General features: G+C 71.2%; 14 protein-coding genes. 9 read left to right on the plus strand and 5 right to left on the minus strand.

Features of this window, described 5'->3' with window-relative positions; translation table 11 throughout:
• The first annotated feature begins 150 nt into the window (after positions 1-150).
• The 9 genes from NH2_RS25555 to NH2_RS25595 all read left to right on the plus strand — a co-directional run bounded on the left by NH2_RS25555 (position 151) and on the right by NH2_RS25595 (position 10472).
• Positions 151-888 (plus strand): esterase/lipase family protein, encoded by a 738-nt coding sequence (locus NH2_RS25555; protein ID WP_067659663.1) that lies wholly within the window; start codon positions 151-153, stop codon positions 886-888.
• 115 nt (positions 889-1003) lie between these two features.
• Complete coding sequence (gene ahcY, locus NH2_RS25560) at positions 1004-2485, plus strand: adenosylhomocysteinase (protein ID WP_067659666.1); 1482 nt, start codon at positions 1004-1006, stop codon at positions 2483-2485.
• A 52-nt stretch (positions 2486-2537) separates the two neighbouring features.
• A complete protein-coding gene (locus NH2_RS25565) occupies positions 2538-3185 on the plus strand; it encodes a dTMP kinase (protein WP_067659669.1) in 648 nt (215 codons plus the stop codon).
• Positions 3186-3263: 78 nt separating this feature from the next.
• Positions 3264-3941 carry an MtrAB system response regulator MtrA gene (gene mtrA, locus NH2_RS25570; protein ID WP_067659671.1) on the plus strand — a complete coding sequence of 226 codons (678 nt, stop codon included), beginning with the start codon at positions 3264-3266 and terminating at the stop codon, positions 3939-3941.
• 20 nt (positions 3942-3961) lie between these two features.
• Positions 3962-5689, plus strand: coding sequence for an MtrAB system histidine kinase MtrB (gene mtrB / locus NH2_RS25575; RefSeq protein WP_439951791.1), 1728 nt, complete (start codon positions 3962-3964; stop codon positions 5687-5689).
• Complete coding sequence (lpqB, locus tag NH2_RS25580) at positions 5686-7488, plus strand: MtrAB system accessory lipoprotein LpqB (protein WP_067659674.1); 1803 nt, start codon at positions 5686-5688, stop codon at positions 7486-7488. The genes mtrB and lpqB overlap by 4 nt, the downstream gene beginning before the upstream one ends.
• A 34-nt stretch (positions 7489-7522) precedes the next feature.
• Positions 7523-8167: a ComF family protein gene (locus tag NH2_RS25585; protein WP_067659678.1), complete on the plus strand. Its 645-nt coding sequence runs from the start codon at positions 7523-7525 to the stop codon at positions 8165-8167.
• Between the two features lie 225 nt (positions 8168-8392).
• On the plus strand, positions 8393-9079 hold the full coding sequence (gene hpf, locus NH2_RS25590) for a ribosome hibernation-promoting factor, HPF/YfiA family (protein ID WP_067659681.1): 687 nt from the start codon (positions 8393-8395) through the stop codon (positions 9077-9079).
• Positions 9080-9182: 103 nt separating this feature from the next.
• Positions 9183-10472, plus strand: coding sequence for an acetyl-CoA C-acyltransferase (locus NH2_RS25595; protein WP_067659684.1), 1290 nt, complete (start codon positions 9183-9185; stop codon positions 10470-10472).
• Positions 10473-10610: 138 nt separating this feature from the next.
• Here the strand turns inward: NH2_RS25595 and bluB are convergent, their stop codons facing one another.
• The 5 genes from bluB to NH2_RS25620 form a co-directional block, all read right to left on the minus strand.
• Positions 10611-11231: a 5,6-dimethylbenzimidazole synthase gene (gene bluB / locus NH2_RS25600; protein WP_067660122.1), complete on the minus strand. Its 621-nt coding sequence runs from the start codon at positions 11229-11231 to the stop codon at positions 10611-10613.
• A gap of 113 nt (positions 11232-11344) precedes the next feature.
• The gene (locus tag NH2_RS25605; RefSeq protein ID WP_067659686.1) at positions 11345-12583 is read right to left on the minus strand and encodes a fatty acid desaturase family protein; all 1239 of its coding nucleotides are present in this window, start codon (positions 12581-12583) and stop codon (positions 11345-11347) included.
• A 67-nt stretch (positions 12584-12650) separates the two neighbouring features.
• The gene (locus NH2_RS25610) at positions 12651-14018 is read right to left on the minus strand and encodes a fatty acid desaturase family protein (protein WP_067659689.1); all 1368 of its coding nucleotides are present in this window, start codon (positions 14016-14018) and stop codon (positions 12651-12653) included.
• Positions 14019-14061: 43 nt separating this feature from the next.
• On the minus strand, positions 14062-15201 hold the full coding sequence (locus tag NH2_RS25615) for a ferredoxin reductase (protein WP_067659692.1): 1140 nt from the start codon (positions 15199-15201) through the stop codon (positions 14062-14064).
• A 125-nt stretch (positions 15202-15326) separates the two neighbouring features.
• A complete protein-coding gene (locus NH2_RS25620; protein WP_439951792.1) occupies positions 15327-15833 on the minus strand; it encodes a DUF6912 family protein in 507 nt (168 codons plus the stop codon).
• Between the last annotated feature and the right edge of the window lie 6 nt (positions 15834-15839).

The following is a 15839-nucleotide window of genomic DNA, read 5'->3' on the forward strand; positions in this document are numbered from 1 at the left end:
CGCATCATGGACCACCGGGTGCTCGCCCACTACCGGGGCGATGTGACCAAGGCCAATCTGCAGCCGGGGAAGCGGGAGCGGCTGCTCGCGCGGTACGGCAGCGCGGCCTAGCACCCCATGGTGCGGACGGGTGAGGTTAGGCTGCGCTCCATGCTCATGCGGATGATGTTCGCCGGCCTCGCGGCGGCGCTCGCCATGCTCGGCACCGCCGGGACGGGGCACGCCGAGCCCGCCCGTGCGGTCGTGGTGATCGTGCCGGGCCAGTACCTCGGGGCGCTGCCCTACCAGCCGCTGGCGGCCGCGCTCCGGGCCGACGGGTACGAACCGGTGGTACTCGATCTGAAGGGCATCGACATCGCCGCCGATGCCGGAGCGATCAGCGGCTCCGTCGCGGCTGTGGCAGCCGCGAACCCGGGGCGGGAGATCGCCCTGGTCGGGCACAGCATCGGCGCGCTCAGCACCCGCTACTACCTGCGTGAACTCGGCGGCACCGGCACCGTGGCCAGGTACGTCGCGATCGGCGCACCGCAGTACGGCTCGCCGGGCGCCTGCGGGCAGCCGGGCGCACCGGAGGCGTGCCCTGGCACGCCCTTCATGGCAAACCTCAATGCCGGGGACGACACCCCCGGCGCCACCGCCTACTACTCCATTCGCAGCGAGCGCGAGTGGAGCGACGGCAGGCTGGACGGCGGCCAGTGCCGCCTCACCCCGTTCCCGACCCTCGGCAACGGCGGTATCGACCACTCGCTGGAACCGGTGCTCCCCGCGGTACTCGAGCAGCTGCGCTCCGCGCTCGCCGGCGGCTGCGCGGGCGAGTACGCGGACGAACCGGACGGCGCCATCACGGCGGAGTCCACGCTCTTCCCGAGCGGGATTCCGTTCGGCTGAGCCGCACCGAATTCGGCTCGGTGCGTTCGGCCGCCGCAGCCGGGGACACCTCGGCACGGCCACCGACCGAGCGGCTAGCCTTGCCGGGTACCGCCGCCCAACCCTGGAGAGGCAGATGACGACTTCCGAACTTTCCGCTGAAACCGCTTTGACGGCCGATGTCCGCAACGGCATCGATTACAAGGTGGCGGATCTGTCGCTGGCCGAGTTCGGCCGCAAGGAGATCCGGTTGGCCGAGCACGAGATGCCCGGGTTGATGGCGTTGCGCCGTGAGTACGCGGAGGTGCAGCCGTTGCAGGGGGCGCGGATCTCCGGGTCGTTGCATATGACGGTGCAGACCGCGGTGTTGATCGAGACGTTGACTTCGCTGGGTGCGCAGGTGCGGTGGGCGTCGTGCAATATCTTCTCGACGCAGGACCACGCGGCCGCGGCTGTGGTGGTCGGCCCGCACGGGACGGTGGACGAGCCGAAGGGCACTCCGGTCTTCGCGTGGAAGGGCGAGAGCCTGGAGGAGTACTGGTGGGCCGCAGAGCAGATGCTGACGTGGCCGGGTGAGCCGGCGAACATGATCCTCGATGACGGCGGGGACGCGACCATGCTGGTGCTGCGGGGCGCGCAGTACGAGAAGGCCGGGGTCGTGCCCCCGGAGGACGAGGAGCACTCGGCGGAGTTCAAGGTCTTCCTGAAGCTGCTGCGGGAGCGGCTGGCGACCGAGAGCGGCAAGTGGTCGGCGATCGCGGAGTCGGTGCGGGGGGTGACCGAGGAGACCACGACCGGTGTGCTGCGGTTGTATCAGTTCGCGGCGGCGGGGGAGCTGGTGTTCCCGGCGATCAATGTCAACGATTCGGTGACCAAGTCGAAGTTCGACAACAAGTACGGCACCCGGCATTCGTTGATCGATGGCATCAACCGGGGCACGGATGTGCTGATCGGCGGGAAGAAGGTGCTGATCTGCGGGTACGGCGATGTCGGTAAGGGGTGTGCGGAATCGCTTGCCGGGCAGGGCGCGCGGGTGCAGGTGACCGAGATCGACCCGATCAACGCGTTGCAGGCGTTGATGGACGGCTATGACGTGGTGACCGTGGAGCAGGCGATCGGCCAGGCCGACATCGTGATCACCTCGACGGGGAACAAGGACATCATCACCCTCGAGCACATGAGGGCGATGAAGGATCAGGCGATCCTGGGCAATATCGGGCATTTCGACAACGAGATCGACATGGCCGCGCTGGAGCGGTCGGGTGCGGACCGGTTGAACATCAAGCCGCAGGTGGATCTGTGGACGTTCGAGTCGGGTAAGGCGATCATCGTGCTGTCGGAGGGGCGGCTGCTGAATCTGGGGAACGCGACCGGGCATCCGTCGTTCGTGATGTCGAACAGTTTCTCCAACCAGGTGATCGCGCAGATCGAGCTGTGGACCAAGCCGGACGAGTACGACAACGAGGTCTACCGGCTGCCCAAGCACCTGGACGAGAAGGTCGCCAAGATCCATGTCGAGGCGCTGGGTGGCACGTTGACCAAGCTGACCAAGGACCAGGCCGAGTACATCGGGGTGGATGTCGAGGGGCCGTTCAAGCCGGACCACTACCGGTACTGACGCACCGGGCCCCGCCGGGCACCCGGCGGGGCCCCGCGTAGTCTCCGTGCCCATGGGCACCCTCATCGTGCTGGAAGGGCTGGACGGCTCCGGCAAGCGCACGCTCACCGACCGGATCGTCGCCGATCTGGCCGCGCGCGGGGCGCGCACCGCCACGCTCGCCTTCCCGCGCTACGGGAGCTCGGTGCACGCCGACCTCGCGGCCGAGGCGCTGCGCGGCGCGCACGGCGATCTGGCCGCGTCGGTCTCCGGCATGGCGCTGCTCTTCGCGCTGGACCGGGCCGGCGCGCGGGACGACCTGGAACAGCTGCTCGCGGAGCACGATTACGTGGTGCTCGACCGCTACGTCGCCTCCAACGCGGCCTACAGCGCGGCCCGGCTCGGCCAGACCGCGGACGGCGACATCGTCTCCTGGACAGCGGAACTGGAGTACGGCCGGTTCCGGCTGCCCCGCCCCGACCTGCAGATCCTGCTCGACGTGCCGACCGAACTGGCCGCGACGCGAGCGCGGCGCCGCGGCGAACTGGACCCCGGCCGCGCGCTCGACGCCTACGAGCGCGATGCCGAGCTGCAACTGCGCACCGGCGCGGTGTACCGTGAGCTGGCCGAACGCGATTGGGCCGGACCCTGGTGGCGCTACCGCCCGGATGACGATCCGGCCACGGTCACCGACCGGCTGGCCGCGGTACTGCGCCGATAGCGCGGCGGGTACGGTGCGAAATCGCCAGTGTTGGCGTGGCGGCCCGTCGCCCGCCACCGAGATGACAACATAGGAATCATGAAGCCGAAGATTCTGGTCGTCGACGACGATATGGCTCTCGCCGAGATGCTGACCATCGTCCTGCGCGGGGAAGGGTTCGACCCGCACGTGGTCGGCGACGGTACCCAGGCGCTCTCCGCGGTGCGGGAGATCCGGCCGGACCTCGTGCTGCTCGACCTCATGCTGCCCGGCATGAACGGCATCGACGTGTGCCGGGTGCTGCGCGCCGACTCCGGCGTGCCGATCGTCATGCTCACCGCCAAGACCGACACCGTCGACGTGGTGCTCGGCCTGGAATCCGGCGCCGACGACTACATCGTCAAGCCCTTCAAGCCCAAGGAACTCGTCGCCAGGGTGCGGGCGCGGCTGCGCCGCACCGAGGACGAGCCCTCCGAGCAGCTCTCCATCGCGGACATCGTGATCGACGTGCCCGCGCACAAGGTCACCAGGGAGGGCACGCAGATCTCGCTCACCCCGCTGGAGTTCGACCTGCTGGTCGCGCTGGCCCGCAAGCCGCGCCAGGTCTTCACCCGCGAGGTGCTGCTGGAACAGGTCTGGGGCTACCGGCACGCGGCCGACACCAGGCTGGTCAACGTGCACGTGCAGCGGCTGCGCGCCAAAGTCGAGAAGGACCCGGAGAATCCGGAGATCGTGCTGACCGTTCGCGGGGTCGGGTACAAGGCCGGACCACCGTGATCGACCGCCTGATCGCGCGCTTGCGCCCGGCGGTGCAGATCGCCGCGGCGTGGGCGCAGCGCCAGGGCGTCGCACTCGGCCACCTGTGGCGGCGATCGCTGCAGCTGCGCGTGATCGTCTCCACCCTCACCCTCTCGCTCATCGTCATCACGGTGCTCGGCGTGGTGCTCACCAGCCAGATCACCGACCGGCTGCTGGACGCCAAGCTGAACGCGGCCATCGAGGAGATGGAGCGCGCCAGGAACACGGTGGAGAGCCAGCTGGCAGGCGCGCACGGCAACGGCATCCAGCAGCAGCAGCTGGCCGAGGCGCGGGATTCGCTCTCCAACCGCGGCGACACCGCGGAGTCCGGTGGCGTCGCGGGCAGCTTCGACTCCGCGCTCACCGTCATCGGCGGCTCCCCGCCGCAGCAGATGACCTCGGGGCCGGTCCAGGAGGTGCCCGAGGAGCTGCGCCGCTTCGTGCAGCGCAGCCAGATCAGCTACCAGTTCGCCACCGTCGACGACCCGGACGGCTACCGCGGCCGCGCGCTGGTGATCGGCAGCCCGAGCGCCGAGATCCCGACCCTGGAGATCTACCTGGTCTTCCCGCTGGTCAACGAGGAGCGCAGCCTCGCGCTCATGCGCGGCACCATGCTGGTCGGCGGCGCCGTGCTGCTGGTCCTGCTCGCCGCCATCTCCGCGCTGGTGACCAGGCAGGTGGTGCTGCCCATCCGGTCGGCCGCCCGGATCGCGGGGCGTTTCGCGGACGGCCGGCTCAAGGAGCGCATGCTGGTTCGGGGCGAGGACGACATGGCCAAACTCGCGCAGGCTTTCAACGAGATGGCCGAGAGCCTCTCCACCCAGATCAACCAGCTGGAGGAGTTCGGCAACCTGCAGAAGGGCTTCACCTCGGACGTCAGCCACGAGCTGCGCACCCCGCTCACCACCGTGCGGATGGCCGCCGACCTCATCCACAGCAGCAGCGACGAGCTCTCGCCCGCGCTGGCCCGCAGCGCCGAGCTGCTCGTCAACGAGCTGGACCGGTTCGAGGGGCTGCTCAACGACCTGCTGGAGATCAGCCGCCACGACGCGGGCGTCGCCGAGCTGCAGGTGGAATCGCTGGACGTGCGGATGTGCGCGAAGGCCGCCATCTCCACCGTGCGGCACCTGGCCAAGGACGCGGGAGTCGAGGTCGTCGCCGACCTGCCGGAGGACCCGCTGGTCGCCGAGGTGGACCCGCGCCGCGTCGAGCGGGTGCTGCGCAACCTGCTCGCCAATGCCATCGACCACGGCGACGGCAAGCCGGTGCTCATCCGGATGCGCGGCGACCAGGAGGCCAACGCGCTCGCCGTCGTCGTGCGGGACCAGGGCGTCGGGTTGCGGCCGGGCGAGGAGAAGCTGGTGTTCAACCGCTTCTGGCGCTCCGACCCCTCCCGCATGCGCCGCTCCGGCGGCACCGGGCTCGGGCTCTCGATCAGCCAGGAGGACGCGCACCTGCACGAGGGCAGGCTCGAGGCGTGGGGCGAGCTCGGCAGCGGCGCCAGCTTCCGGCTCACCCTCCCGATGGCCCGCGGCAGCAAGCTCGGCCCGAGCCCGCTGCCGCTGGACGCGCCGCGCAAGGTGCCGATCCGCACCGAGCCGGAACCGGACGAGTCGGACACCGTCCGGCTGCCGCGGGACGAGATCGAGGAGTTCGTCGCGAGTCTGGAGCGGGGTGCGTTCCCCACCGCCCCGGCGCGCCCCGAGGACCGGGACGTACAGTCATGACGATGCGTATCCGCCCCCCCGCCGCAGTACGCCGGGGCGTGATCGGTGTGCTGGTGGCCTTGCTGGTGCTGCTCACCGGCTGCGCCAGCCTGCCGGAGTCATCGGCCCCGCAGGCGCTCGGCACGCTCGACCGCGAACCGACCTCGGACGGCCCGCCGCCGCCCATCTCCGGCCGCGACCCCGACCTGCTGCTCCGCGACTTCCTGCAGGCCACCGCCACCCCGGCGAACCGGCACGAGGCGGCGCGGCAGTACCTGACCCCGTCCGCCTCCACCCGCTGGGACGACGCAGCGGGCACCGTGATCGTGGAGAAGCCGGACACGCTGCGCGAATCGCGCGGCGCCGACGCCGCGACCTACGTCATCCGGGCGCGCAAGGTCGGCGAGCTCGCCGCGGACGGCTCGTACCGGCCCGCGGACGGCTCGATGCTGGAGAACAAGATCGAGATGACCAGGGTCGGCGGCGAGTGGCGGATCGATGATCTGCAGGACGGCGTCGTCATGGACAATGCCGCCTTCGCCAAGGCCTACCAGCGGCACGCGCTCTACTTCCTCGACCCCAACGGCACCTCGCTGGTGCCGGACCTGCGCTGGATCTCGGTGCCGCCCGCGCAGCGCACCCAGCGCCTGCTCGACCTGCTGCTGGACGGTCCGCAGCCCGCGCTCACCGCGAATGTGCGCACCGTGGTCGCGCCGCCGGTGGCGCTGCGCGGTGTGGTGACCAAGGCCAATGGCGACCCGGAGGAGGTCGGGGTCGGGCTCGGCGGGGTCCGGATCGACCTGGCCGGGGCCGCCGCGCTGGCGCCGCGGGACAAGGAGCTGCTCGCCGCGCAGGTGGTCGCGACGCTCTCGGGGGCCGAGGTGCTCGGCCCGTACGTGCTGCTCGCCGACGGCAAGGCGCTGGACGACCGGTTCGCCGCCAACGGCTGGTCGGTCGCGGATATCGAGCAGTACACCCCGGATGCGCACCTGCGCAACAAGATCGGGCTCTTCGCGCTGCGCAACGGCACGCTGGTGCAGGTCAGGGAGACCGGCATCACCCCGGTGCCCGGGTACTTCGGCGCGGTGAACAACCTGCAGTCGGCCGCGCTCTCGGAGGACGGCCAGCTGGTCGCCGCGGTGGCCGACGCGGGCCGGGCCACCCTGATGGTCGGCAGCTACGGCGGCGACGCCTTCCCGGTCGCCGAGGGCGCCACCATCAGCAGGCCCTCCTGGAACTCGGACGGCAGCGCCGCCTGGGCCGTCGTCGACGGCGAGCGGGTGGTCAGGGCCGCCACCGACCGGGCCACCGGCACCGTCTCCCAGCAGGACGTCGACATCTCCGCGCTGACCGCGGTCACCTCGGCGCTCTCGCCCCGGCTGCCCATCACCGAGCTGCGGATCTCCGGCAGCGGGGTGCGGGCCGCGCTGATCGCGGACGGCAAGGTGTACGTCGCGGTGGTGGAGCGCCGCCCGGACGGCCGCTACGCCTTCACCGCGCCGCAGCCGCTCGCCGTCGGGCTCAGCACCAGGGCGGTCTCGGTGAGCTGGCTCAGCGGCGACACCATCATCATCGCCCGCGAGGGCAACGTCGACCCGGTCGTCACGGTCTCCATCGACGGCTCCGAGCAGGTCACCCAGACCTCGCAGAACCTGACCCCGCCCATGCGGGTGGTCAGTGCGGCGCTGGACACCTGGTACGTCGCCGACTCCCGCGCGGTGCTGCAGTTGCAGTACGGCCAGCCGGTGACCACCGAGGGGTTCTGGCGCGAGGTGCCGGGGTTGACCGGCGAGAACGTGGTCCCGGTGCTGCCCGGCTGATCGGTGTCGGTGGCCCCGGCCAGACTTACCGGCCATGCGGACCCTGCTGGACCTCATCCTGCCCGTCGAGTGCGGCGGCTGCGGCCTGCCCGCGGTGCCGTGGTGCCCCGCCTGTGCGAGCGCGCTGGACGGCCCGCCGGTCCGGCTGCGCCCCCGCACCGATCCGGGGGTGCCGTGCTGGGCGCTCGGCCCCTACGCCGGACCGGGGCGGCGCGCGGTGCTCGCGCTCAAGGAGCGCGGCCGCCGCGACCTCGCCGGGCCGCTCGGCTACGCCCTCGCCCGCGGGCTGCACCGGCTGCGCACCCCCGGCCGCCCGCTGCTGTTGATCCCCGCGCCCGGCCGGGCCGCCGCCGCCCGGCGCCGCGGCGGCGATCCGGTGGCGCGGACGGCGGCGGTGGCGGCGAGTTGGCTGCCCGGTTGCCGGATGCTGCCACTCTTGCGATCGCGGCACGGTACGCGGGATTCGGTGGGGTTGACTCCGACGCAACGCAGGCGCAATCTGGCAGCACGGGTCGTGGTGCGTCCCGAGGTCCTCGCCGCGCTGTCCGGGACAGCGAATCCGCAGGTCGTCCTGGTGGACGATGTTCTCACCACCGGCGCGACGGCGGCCGAGTCGGTCCGGGTCGCGCGACGCTACCGGATACCCATTCATGACGTGCTGGTGACATGCGGAACGTGATCGTCGGAAAATTTGCGTGAACAGTGGCGGACCGGTCGCGGGCGGACTAGCGTCGCGAACACACACCCGACACGGGAGTTGGAGGTGGGGCCTCGGACATTCGGTGCCGAGCGGAGAGCCGATCGGCACGATCAATCCCGCCGCACGCCATTTCGACGGTGCGGCCCTATCCGGGAGGTACGCGTGACGTCTTCACGTCCTTCAGTCCAAGACGCAGATCCTTCGATGCCGCGCGGCGGCACGCTGGACGAACCGGAAACCACCGCCGAGGGAGGAGGTAGCCGGGCCGACATCGTGGTCAAGGGCCGCAATGTCGAAGTGCCGGACCACTTCCGAATCTACGTCGCCGACAAGCTTTCCCGGCTCGAACGGTTCGACCCGTCGATCTTCCTCTTCGACGTCGAGCTGTTCCACGAACGCAACCGCAGGCAGCGCAAGAGCTGCCAGCGCGTCGAGATCACCGCGCGCGGCAAGGGGCCGATCGTCCGGGCCGAGGCCTGCGCCGACAGCTTCTACGCCGCCTTCGAGGCGGTCACCGCCAAGCTGGAGAGCCGCCTGCGCCGCACCAAGGACCGGCGCAAGGTGCACTACGGCGAGAAGACGCCGCTCTCGGTCGCCGAGGCCACCGCCGAGCTGGTCGACGAGACGCTCTTCGGCCGCAACGGCGCCACGCACGCGCACCCCGAGGCCGAGGCCGAGCCCGATCCGTGGGCGCCGCCCGAGAGCGAGGGCCCCGGCCACATCGTCCGCACCAAGGTGCACTCCGCGGCGCCCATGACGGTCGACGACGCGCTGTACCAGATGGAGCTGGTCGGCCACGATTTCTTCCTGTTCCACGACAAGGAGACCGACCGGCCGTCGGTGGTCTACCGCAGGCATGCCTTCGATTACGGCCTGATCCGCCTGGCCTGATCGAGCCCCCCGCCTCCAGCCGGCCGGTGCGCTCCGCACCGGCCGGTGGTGTGTCCGGGACAATCCGGCCCGCCCGACCTTACCCTCGGGTAAGTTACGGTCCATGGCCTCCACCGCTCGCCGTGCCGTCGTCGTCGCAGGCGCCCGCACCCCCTTCGTCCGCGCCTTCACCGATTTCACCCGGCTCGATTCGATCGCGCTCGCGGATGCCGCCGTCGGCGGGCTGCTGGAGCGCACCGGGCTGGACAAGCAGCTGGTGCAGGCGATCGTCTGGGGCGGGGTGATCCTGCCGAGCGCGGCGCCGAACATCGCACGCGAGGTCGCGCTCGACCTCGGCCTCGACCCGGGCTGCGAGGGGCACACCGTGACCAGGGCCTGCGCCTCCGGGCTGCAGGCGGTGACCACCGCCGCCGCCGCCATCGAGCGCGGCGAGTACGACGTCATGATCGCAGGCGGCAGCGATTCCACCAGCAATGCCGAGATCAAGCTGCCGCAGCACGTGGTGCACGCCGCCGCCCCGATCGCCCTCGGCAAGCCCAAGCTCCAGGACTACCTCGCCGCGGTGCGGCAGCTGGCGCCATTCACCGACATCCTGCCGACCCGGCCCAGGATCGCCGAGCGCACCACCGGCGAGGTGATGGGGGAGTCGGCGGAGAAGATGGCGCGGATCCACGGCATCGGCAGGGCCGCGCAGGACGAGTTCGCCGTCCGCTCGCACCAGCGGGCCGCGGCCGCCATCGCCTCCGGCCGCTTCGACGCCGAGGTGGTGCCGGTGCCCACGCCCGACGGCCGCACCGTGCGCCGCGACGGCCTGGTCCGCGGCGACACCAGCGTCGAGAAGCTGGCGAAGCTGAAGCCGGTCTTCGCCGCCGACGGCACCGTCACCGCGGGCAATGCCAGCCCGCTCACCGACGGCGCGTCGGCGGTGCTGCTCATGAGCGAGGAGAAGGCGCGCGCGCTCGGGCTGACCCCGCTCGCGGCCTTCCGCTCCTGGAGCTACGTCAGCGTCGACCCCGCCGACCAGGTGCTGATCGGCCCGGCCATCTCCATGCCGCGCGCGCTGGACAAGGCCGGGCTCGGGCTCGCCGACATCGACCTGGTCGACATCCACGAGGCGTTCGCCGCCCAGACGCTCTCCGTGCTCGCCGCGCTCGGCAGCGACGAGTGGGCCAAGACCAGGCTGGACCGCGCGCACGCGGTGGGCGAGGTGGACCCGGCGAAGGTGAATGTGCACGGCGGCTCGGTCTCGCTCGGCCACCCGTTCGGCGCCACCGGCGCCCGCATGGTCACCACCATGGCGAACGAACTCGCCCGCACCGGCGCCGAGACCGCGCTGCTCGGCATCTGCGCGGCGGGCGGCATCGGCGCCTCGGCCGTGCTCGAGCGGGTCTAGCCCGGCCGCGCTGCGGCGCTTCGGTCGCGCCGGATCGGGTCGGCCCCGGCGGCGTGGCCGGGCCCGTCCGGGCTCGCGGCTCGGCCGTGCTCAGGGGCGGTCCGGCCTGCGCGATGTACCGTTCGGCGGCTCCCCCGATCAGCCGCCGAAGCGCTCGGTGTGCACCGCCTGCTCGAGCGTGCGCCCGGCCCGCCAGCCGAACCGCTCCAGATCCGGCACCTGCTGGAACTCGCGCACCGGACCGACGCAGAGCCACGCCACCGGCCGCACCCCCGGCGGCAGCCCGACCAGCTCGGCGAGGTGGTCGGCGTCGTAGAACGACACCCAGCCGACGCCGACGCCCTCGGCGGTGGCCGCGAGCCAGAGGTTCTGGATGGCGAGCACGGTGGAGAAGATCCCGGTCTCCGGCACCGTGGCGCGGCCGAGCACGTTCGGCCCGCCGCGGGCGTGGTCGTAGCTGACCACCACGCCGGTGCCGCTCTCCCGGATGCCCTCGATCCGGATCGGGTCGAAGGTGGCGGCCCGCTCCGGCGGCAGGCTCGCCCGGAACTCGCGGCGCTTCTCCGCGACGTGTGCGGCGAACCGCTCCAGCGTCGCCGGTTCCCGCACCACCACGAAATCCCAGGGCTGGGAGTTGCCGACGCTCGGCGCCCGGTGCGCGGCGTCGAGCAGCCGCCACAGGGTGTCGTCGTCGATCGGGACCCCGGTGAACTCGGCGCGCACGTCGCGGCGCAGGCGGATGGCTTCGTAGACGCTCAGGGCGTGCTGGTGGACATCGTTGGCACACACCGTCTCAGTGAATCAGAATTCCCCACCCCGAACGGCCGAACGGCCCCGCACCGGGCAGGTGCGGGGCCGTTCGTGATCCCGGGTCAGCGCCGGCTGAGCCGACGCCTGCCCGCGGCCAGCGCGCTGCGCAGGCCGCGCCGCCGACCGGTCTCCGGGTCGATGATCGTCACGGCATTGCCGCCGAACTTGCGCTCCGACGCCGTCTCCGGCGCGTCGTCGACGGTGTCGCGCAAGTACTTGTTCGGCAGCGCGAGCTTGAGGATGGTGCGCCACGCCTTGAAGTACTGCACCGGCAGCGAGCCGGTGGTGTACGGCAGGTCGTACTTGTCGGCCAGCTCGCGCACCCGGACCGCGATGTGCACGTAGCGGTTGCTCGGCAGGTCGGGGAAGAGGTGGTGCTCGATCTGGTGGCTCAGGTTGCCGGTCATGAAGTGGATCACCGGGCCGCCGCTGATATTGGCGCTGCCGAGCATCTGGCGCAGGTACCACTGGCCCTTCGACTCGCCGTCGATATCGGCCTTGGTGAACTTCTCCGCGCCGTCCGGGAAGTGGCCGCAGAAGATCACCGCGTTGGACCAGACATTGCGCACCATATTGGCGGCCAGGTTCGCGGTCATGGTGCTCTTCCAGGCCGGGCCGGTGAGCGCGGGGAACATCACGTAGTCCTTGACCACCTGGCGGCCGACCTTGACCAGCACCTCCTGGCGCTTGCGCTCGAACTCCGCGCGCTCGGCGCTGCCCTCCTCGAACCGCCCCGCCGCGACCTTGCCCAGCTCCAGGTGCTGCACCGCGACCCCGAGCTCGAAGAAGAGCTGCAGGAACAGGTTGTAGACCGGGTTGCCGATATTGAACGGCTTCCACCGCTGGTCCCTGGTGACGCGCAGCAGGCCGTAGCCGATGTCGTCGTCCATGCCGAGCACGTTGGTGTACTTGTGGTGCAGGAAGTTGTGCGTCTGCTTCCAGTGCTTGGACGGGCCGGTGTTGTCCCACTCCCAGGAGCTGGAGTGGATCTCCGGGTCGTTCATCCAGTCCCACTGGCCGTGCATGACGTTGTGGCCGATCTCCATGTTCTCGATGATCTTGGCCGTGCCGAGCAGGGCGACGCCGGCCAGCCACGCCGGGCGCTTCCGGCTGGCGAAGAGCGCGGCGCGACCCGCGATCTCCAGCCCGCGCTGCAACCGGATGACGTTGCGGATGTAGCGGGCGTCGGCCGCGCCGCGCGACGACTCGATGTCCCGCCGGATCGCGTCGAACTCCGCACCGAGCGCCTCGACATCGGCCTCCGTGAGGTGCGCGTACTCCTTGACATCCGAAATAGCCATGCGGGTTACTCTATCGTAAGTTACGAGACCGTAGGTTACGACTTCTTTGCTCCCGCTGTGGTCTTGGTCACGTAGCCGGGCGGCGCCTGCCCCTGGCGCGGACCCGGTCGCGCACGGTGCTGCGCGCCTCCCGCAGCACGTCCTGCTCATGCCGCGCCTTCTCCTGCAGCGCCAGCTTGGCCTCGCGCAGCACCTGCTTCTCGTGCTCCGCCTTCTGCCGCAGCACGATCTTGGCCTCGTGCAGCGCCGAGCGCAATCCGCGGTGCCTGCCGGTTGCCGGGTCCACCCGGGTGGGCAGCGCGATCCCGGCGAACTTGCGCTCCGATGAGGTCTCCGGGGCATCGTCGGCGGTGCGCCGCAGGAAGCGGTCCGGCAGCGCCAGCTTGTGGATGGTACGGAAGGCGAGCAGGTACTGCCTGCCCAGCGAGCCGGTGGTGTAGGGCAGGTCGTACTTGTCGCAGAGCTCGCGCACCCGCACCGCGATCTCCGGGTACCGATTGCTCGGCAGGTCGGGGAAGAGGTGGTGCTCGATCTGGTAGCAGAGGTTGCCGCTGAGGAAGGCCATCGGGCGCCCCGCCTCGAAATCGGCGCTGCCGAGCATCTGCCGCAGGTACCACTCGGCCCTGGTCTCGCCGGTGAGCTGCTCCTCGGTGAACTTCTCCGCGCCGTCCGGGAAGTGGCCGCAGAAGATCACCGCGTAGGCCCACAGGTTGCGCACCAGGTTGGCGGTGGCGTTGGCCTTCAGCGTGCTCTTCCAGGCCGGGCCGGTGAGCGCCGGGTAGAAGACGAAGTCCTTGCCGACCTGCCTGGCGATCTTCCTGGCGAAGAGCACATTCGGCTCGGAGGCGAGCTGCCAGCGCGGCACCCCGGAGAGCTGCTTGTCGATCTTCCAGTCGTGCAGCGCGATGCCCCACTCGAAGCTCGCGGCCAGCACCAGGTTGGCGATCGGCTGCACCAGGTGGAGCGGGCGCCACGGCTCGTCCCTGGTCATCCGCAGGATGCCGAAGCCGAGGTCCTCGTCCTTGCCGAGCACGTTGGTATAGGTGTGGTGCGAGTAGTTGTGCGCCCGCCGCCACTGCGCCGACGGCCCGGTCTGATCCCACTCCCAGGTGCCGGAGTGGATCTCCGGGTCGTTCATCCAGTCCCACTGCCCGTGGCTGATGTTGTGCCCGAGCTCCATGTTCTCGATGATCTTCGCCAGCGAGAGCAGCGCGGTTCCGGTGAGCCAGGCCCACCGGTTCCGGCTGCCGAAGAGCACGGCGCGGCCCGCGACCTCCAGCCCGCGCTGCGCGGCGATCGTGTGCCTGATGTACCTGGCGTCCCGCTCGCCGCGCGACAGCTCGACCGAGCGGCGGATGGCGTCGAGCTCGTCCCCCAGGGTCTCGATGTCGGCGGCGGTGAGGTGCGCGAACGCGCCAATATCGGTGATGGCCACCGGGTTCCCTTCCGTGCTCTGGCTCTGCCCCGAGGGTACCGGCTCAGGCGTCCAGGGTGCAGTCGCCCGCGGCGGCGGAGATGCAGGTCTGCACCTTGTCGCCCTCCCGCCGCTCGTCGCCGTTGCGCAGGTCGCGGGCGTGCCCGGCGGTGATGGTGAGCACGCAGGTCTGGCAGATGCCCATGCGGCAGCCGAACGGCATCCGCACCCCCGCCGCCTCGCCCGCCTCCAGCAGGCTGGTCGCGCCGTCGGCCACGGTGCTGCGCTCGCTCCTGGCGAAGGTGACGGTGCCGCCCTCGCCGACCGCGGAGCGCTCCACCTCGAACCGCTCGACATTCAGCTTGGCCGCGAGTCCGGCGGCCGCCCAGTGCTTCTCGATGTCGTCGAGCATGGCGGCCGGGCCGCAGGCCCAGGTCTGCCGCTCGCGCCAGTCCGGGAAGAGGGTGTCGAGATCACCCGGCTCCAGCTTGCCGTGCACGCCGGTGAGGTGCAGGTGCGAGGTGAAGCCGGGGTGCCGCTCGGCGAGCGCGGTGAGCTCGGCGCCGAACATCACGTCCTCGGCGCTGCGGGCCGAGTGCACGTGCACCACGTCGCTGAAGTCGTCGCGCCGATCCAGCGCGCGCAGCATCGACATCACCGGGGTGATCCCGCTGCCCGCGGTGAGGAAGAGCACCTTCGCCGGCGGCGGCGACGGCAGCACGAACCCGCCCTGCGGCGCGGCCAGCCGCACCACGGTGCCCGCGGTCACGCCGTTCACCAGGTGGCTGGAGAGCAGCCCCTCCGGCATCGCCTTGACCGCGATCGAGATGAGCCGCTTTCCCCGCCCGGCCGGGTCGTCGGACCAGTTCGGCGGGGAGGTGAGCGAGTACGAGCGCCAGTGCCAGCGGCCGTCCACCAGCACGCCGATGCCGATGTACTGGCCCGGCTCGAAGGCCCAGTCGAAGCCCCAGCCGGGCTTGATCACCAGGGTCGCCGAGTCCGCGGTCTCCTTGCGGACCTCCAGTACCCGGCCGCGCAGCTCGCGCGCCGACCACAGCGGGTTCACCAGGTGCAGGTAGTCGTCCGGGAGCAGCGGCGTCGTGATCCGGGCGACCGCGCCACGCAGCACGTTCAGCCGGCCACCCCGGTCGGCCACCTCCGCCGCGGGCTCCTCCAGCCATTGCCGCACATTCTCGAACACCATCGTCGCCGGTCGTCTCCTGAGTTGCCGCGGGCCCCGTCGGGGCCCGTCCTGCCGTCAGGTTACGGCATCGTAGGTTCCGCTGTGGAGACGGCCACCGCGGCTTTGTGACTCCTCCCGACCGCCGATCACAGCAGCTCGAGCAGGAACGGCAGCTCCTGGGTCGCGTACCAGGCGAGCTGGTGGTCCTCCGCGTCGCCCAGGGTGAACTCGGCGTCCGGGTCGCCGAGATCGGCGGCATCGATCACCTCGACGGCCTTCGCCACGTCGGCCTCGGCGTCGGCCAGGTCGACGTGCACCGAGGCGATCTTCGCGTAGGGCACCGGCCCGGCCAGCCGGACCACCGCGTCGTCCAGGTCGGGGCGCGGGGTCGCGCCGGTGACGTCGGCGGCGATCACCGCGCGCCGCTGGATCGGCGGGGCGCCGGAATCCTCCGCCTCGGCGGCGAGCAGCCGCAGCGCGGCCCGCGCGGCCTCGCCCATGGCGACCTCGGCCAGCTCCTCGTCGTCGCCGGAGGCGTACGCCTCGCGCAGCGCGGGGGTGACCGCGAAGGCGGTGCCGCTGACCGCGCGCAGCTCCCGCTCCTCGACCAGGGTGCGCAGCATCGCGATGGTCGCGGGCAGGTAGACGCGCAGCGGGCG

The sequence above is a fragment of the Nocardia harenae NBRC 108248 genome (assembly GCF_001612885.1).
Classification (GTDB): domain Bacteria; phylum Actinomycetota; class Actinomycetes; order Mycobacteriales; family Mycobacteriaceae; genus Nocardia; species Nocardia harenae.

Excerpts from the sequence above, each read along its gene's own strand:
- NH2_RS25615 (WP_067659692.1), bottom strand. The coding sequence starts at position 15,201 with ATGGTGTTCGAGAATGTGCGGCAATGGCTGGAGGAGCCCGCGGCGGAG.
- hpf (WP_067659681.1), top strand. The coding sequence starts at position 8,393 with ATGCCGCGCGGCGGCACGCTGGACGAACCGGAAACCACCGCCGAGGGA.
- NH2_RS25585 (WP_067659678.1), top strand. The coding sequence starts at position 7,523 with ATGCGGACCCTGCTGGACCTCATCCTGCCCGTCGAGTGCGGCGGCTGC.
- NH2_RS25555 (WP_067659663.1), top strand. The coding sequence starts at position 151 with ATGCTCATGCGGATGATGTTCGCCGGCCTCGCGGCGGCGCTCGCCATG.
- NH2_RS25565 (WP_067659669.1), top strand. The coding sequence starts at position 2,538 with ATGGGCACCCTCATCGTGCTGGAAGGGCTGGACGGCTCCGGCAAGCGC.
- mtrA (WP_067659671.1), top strand. The coding sequence starts at position 3,264 with ATGAAGCCGAAGATTCTGGTCGTCGACGACGATATGGCTCTCGCCGAG.
- NH2_RS25595 (WP_067659684.1), top strand. The coding sequence starts at position 9,183 with ATGGCCTCCACCGCTCGCCGTGCCGTCGTCGTCGCAGGCGCCCGCACC.
- lpqB (WP_067659674.1), top strand. The coding sequence starts at position 5,686 with ATGACGATGCGTATCCGCCCCCCCGCCGCAGTACGCCGGGGCGTGATC.
- ahcY (WP_067659666.1), top strand. The coding sequence starts at position 1,004 with ATGACGACTTCCGAACTTTCCGCTGAAACCGCTTTGACGGCCGATGTC.
- NH2_RS25605 (WP_067659686.1), bottom strand. The coding sequence starts at position 12,583 with ATGGCTATTTCGGATGTCAAGGAGTACGCGCACCTCACGGAGGCCGAT.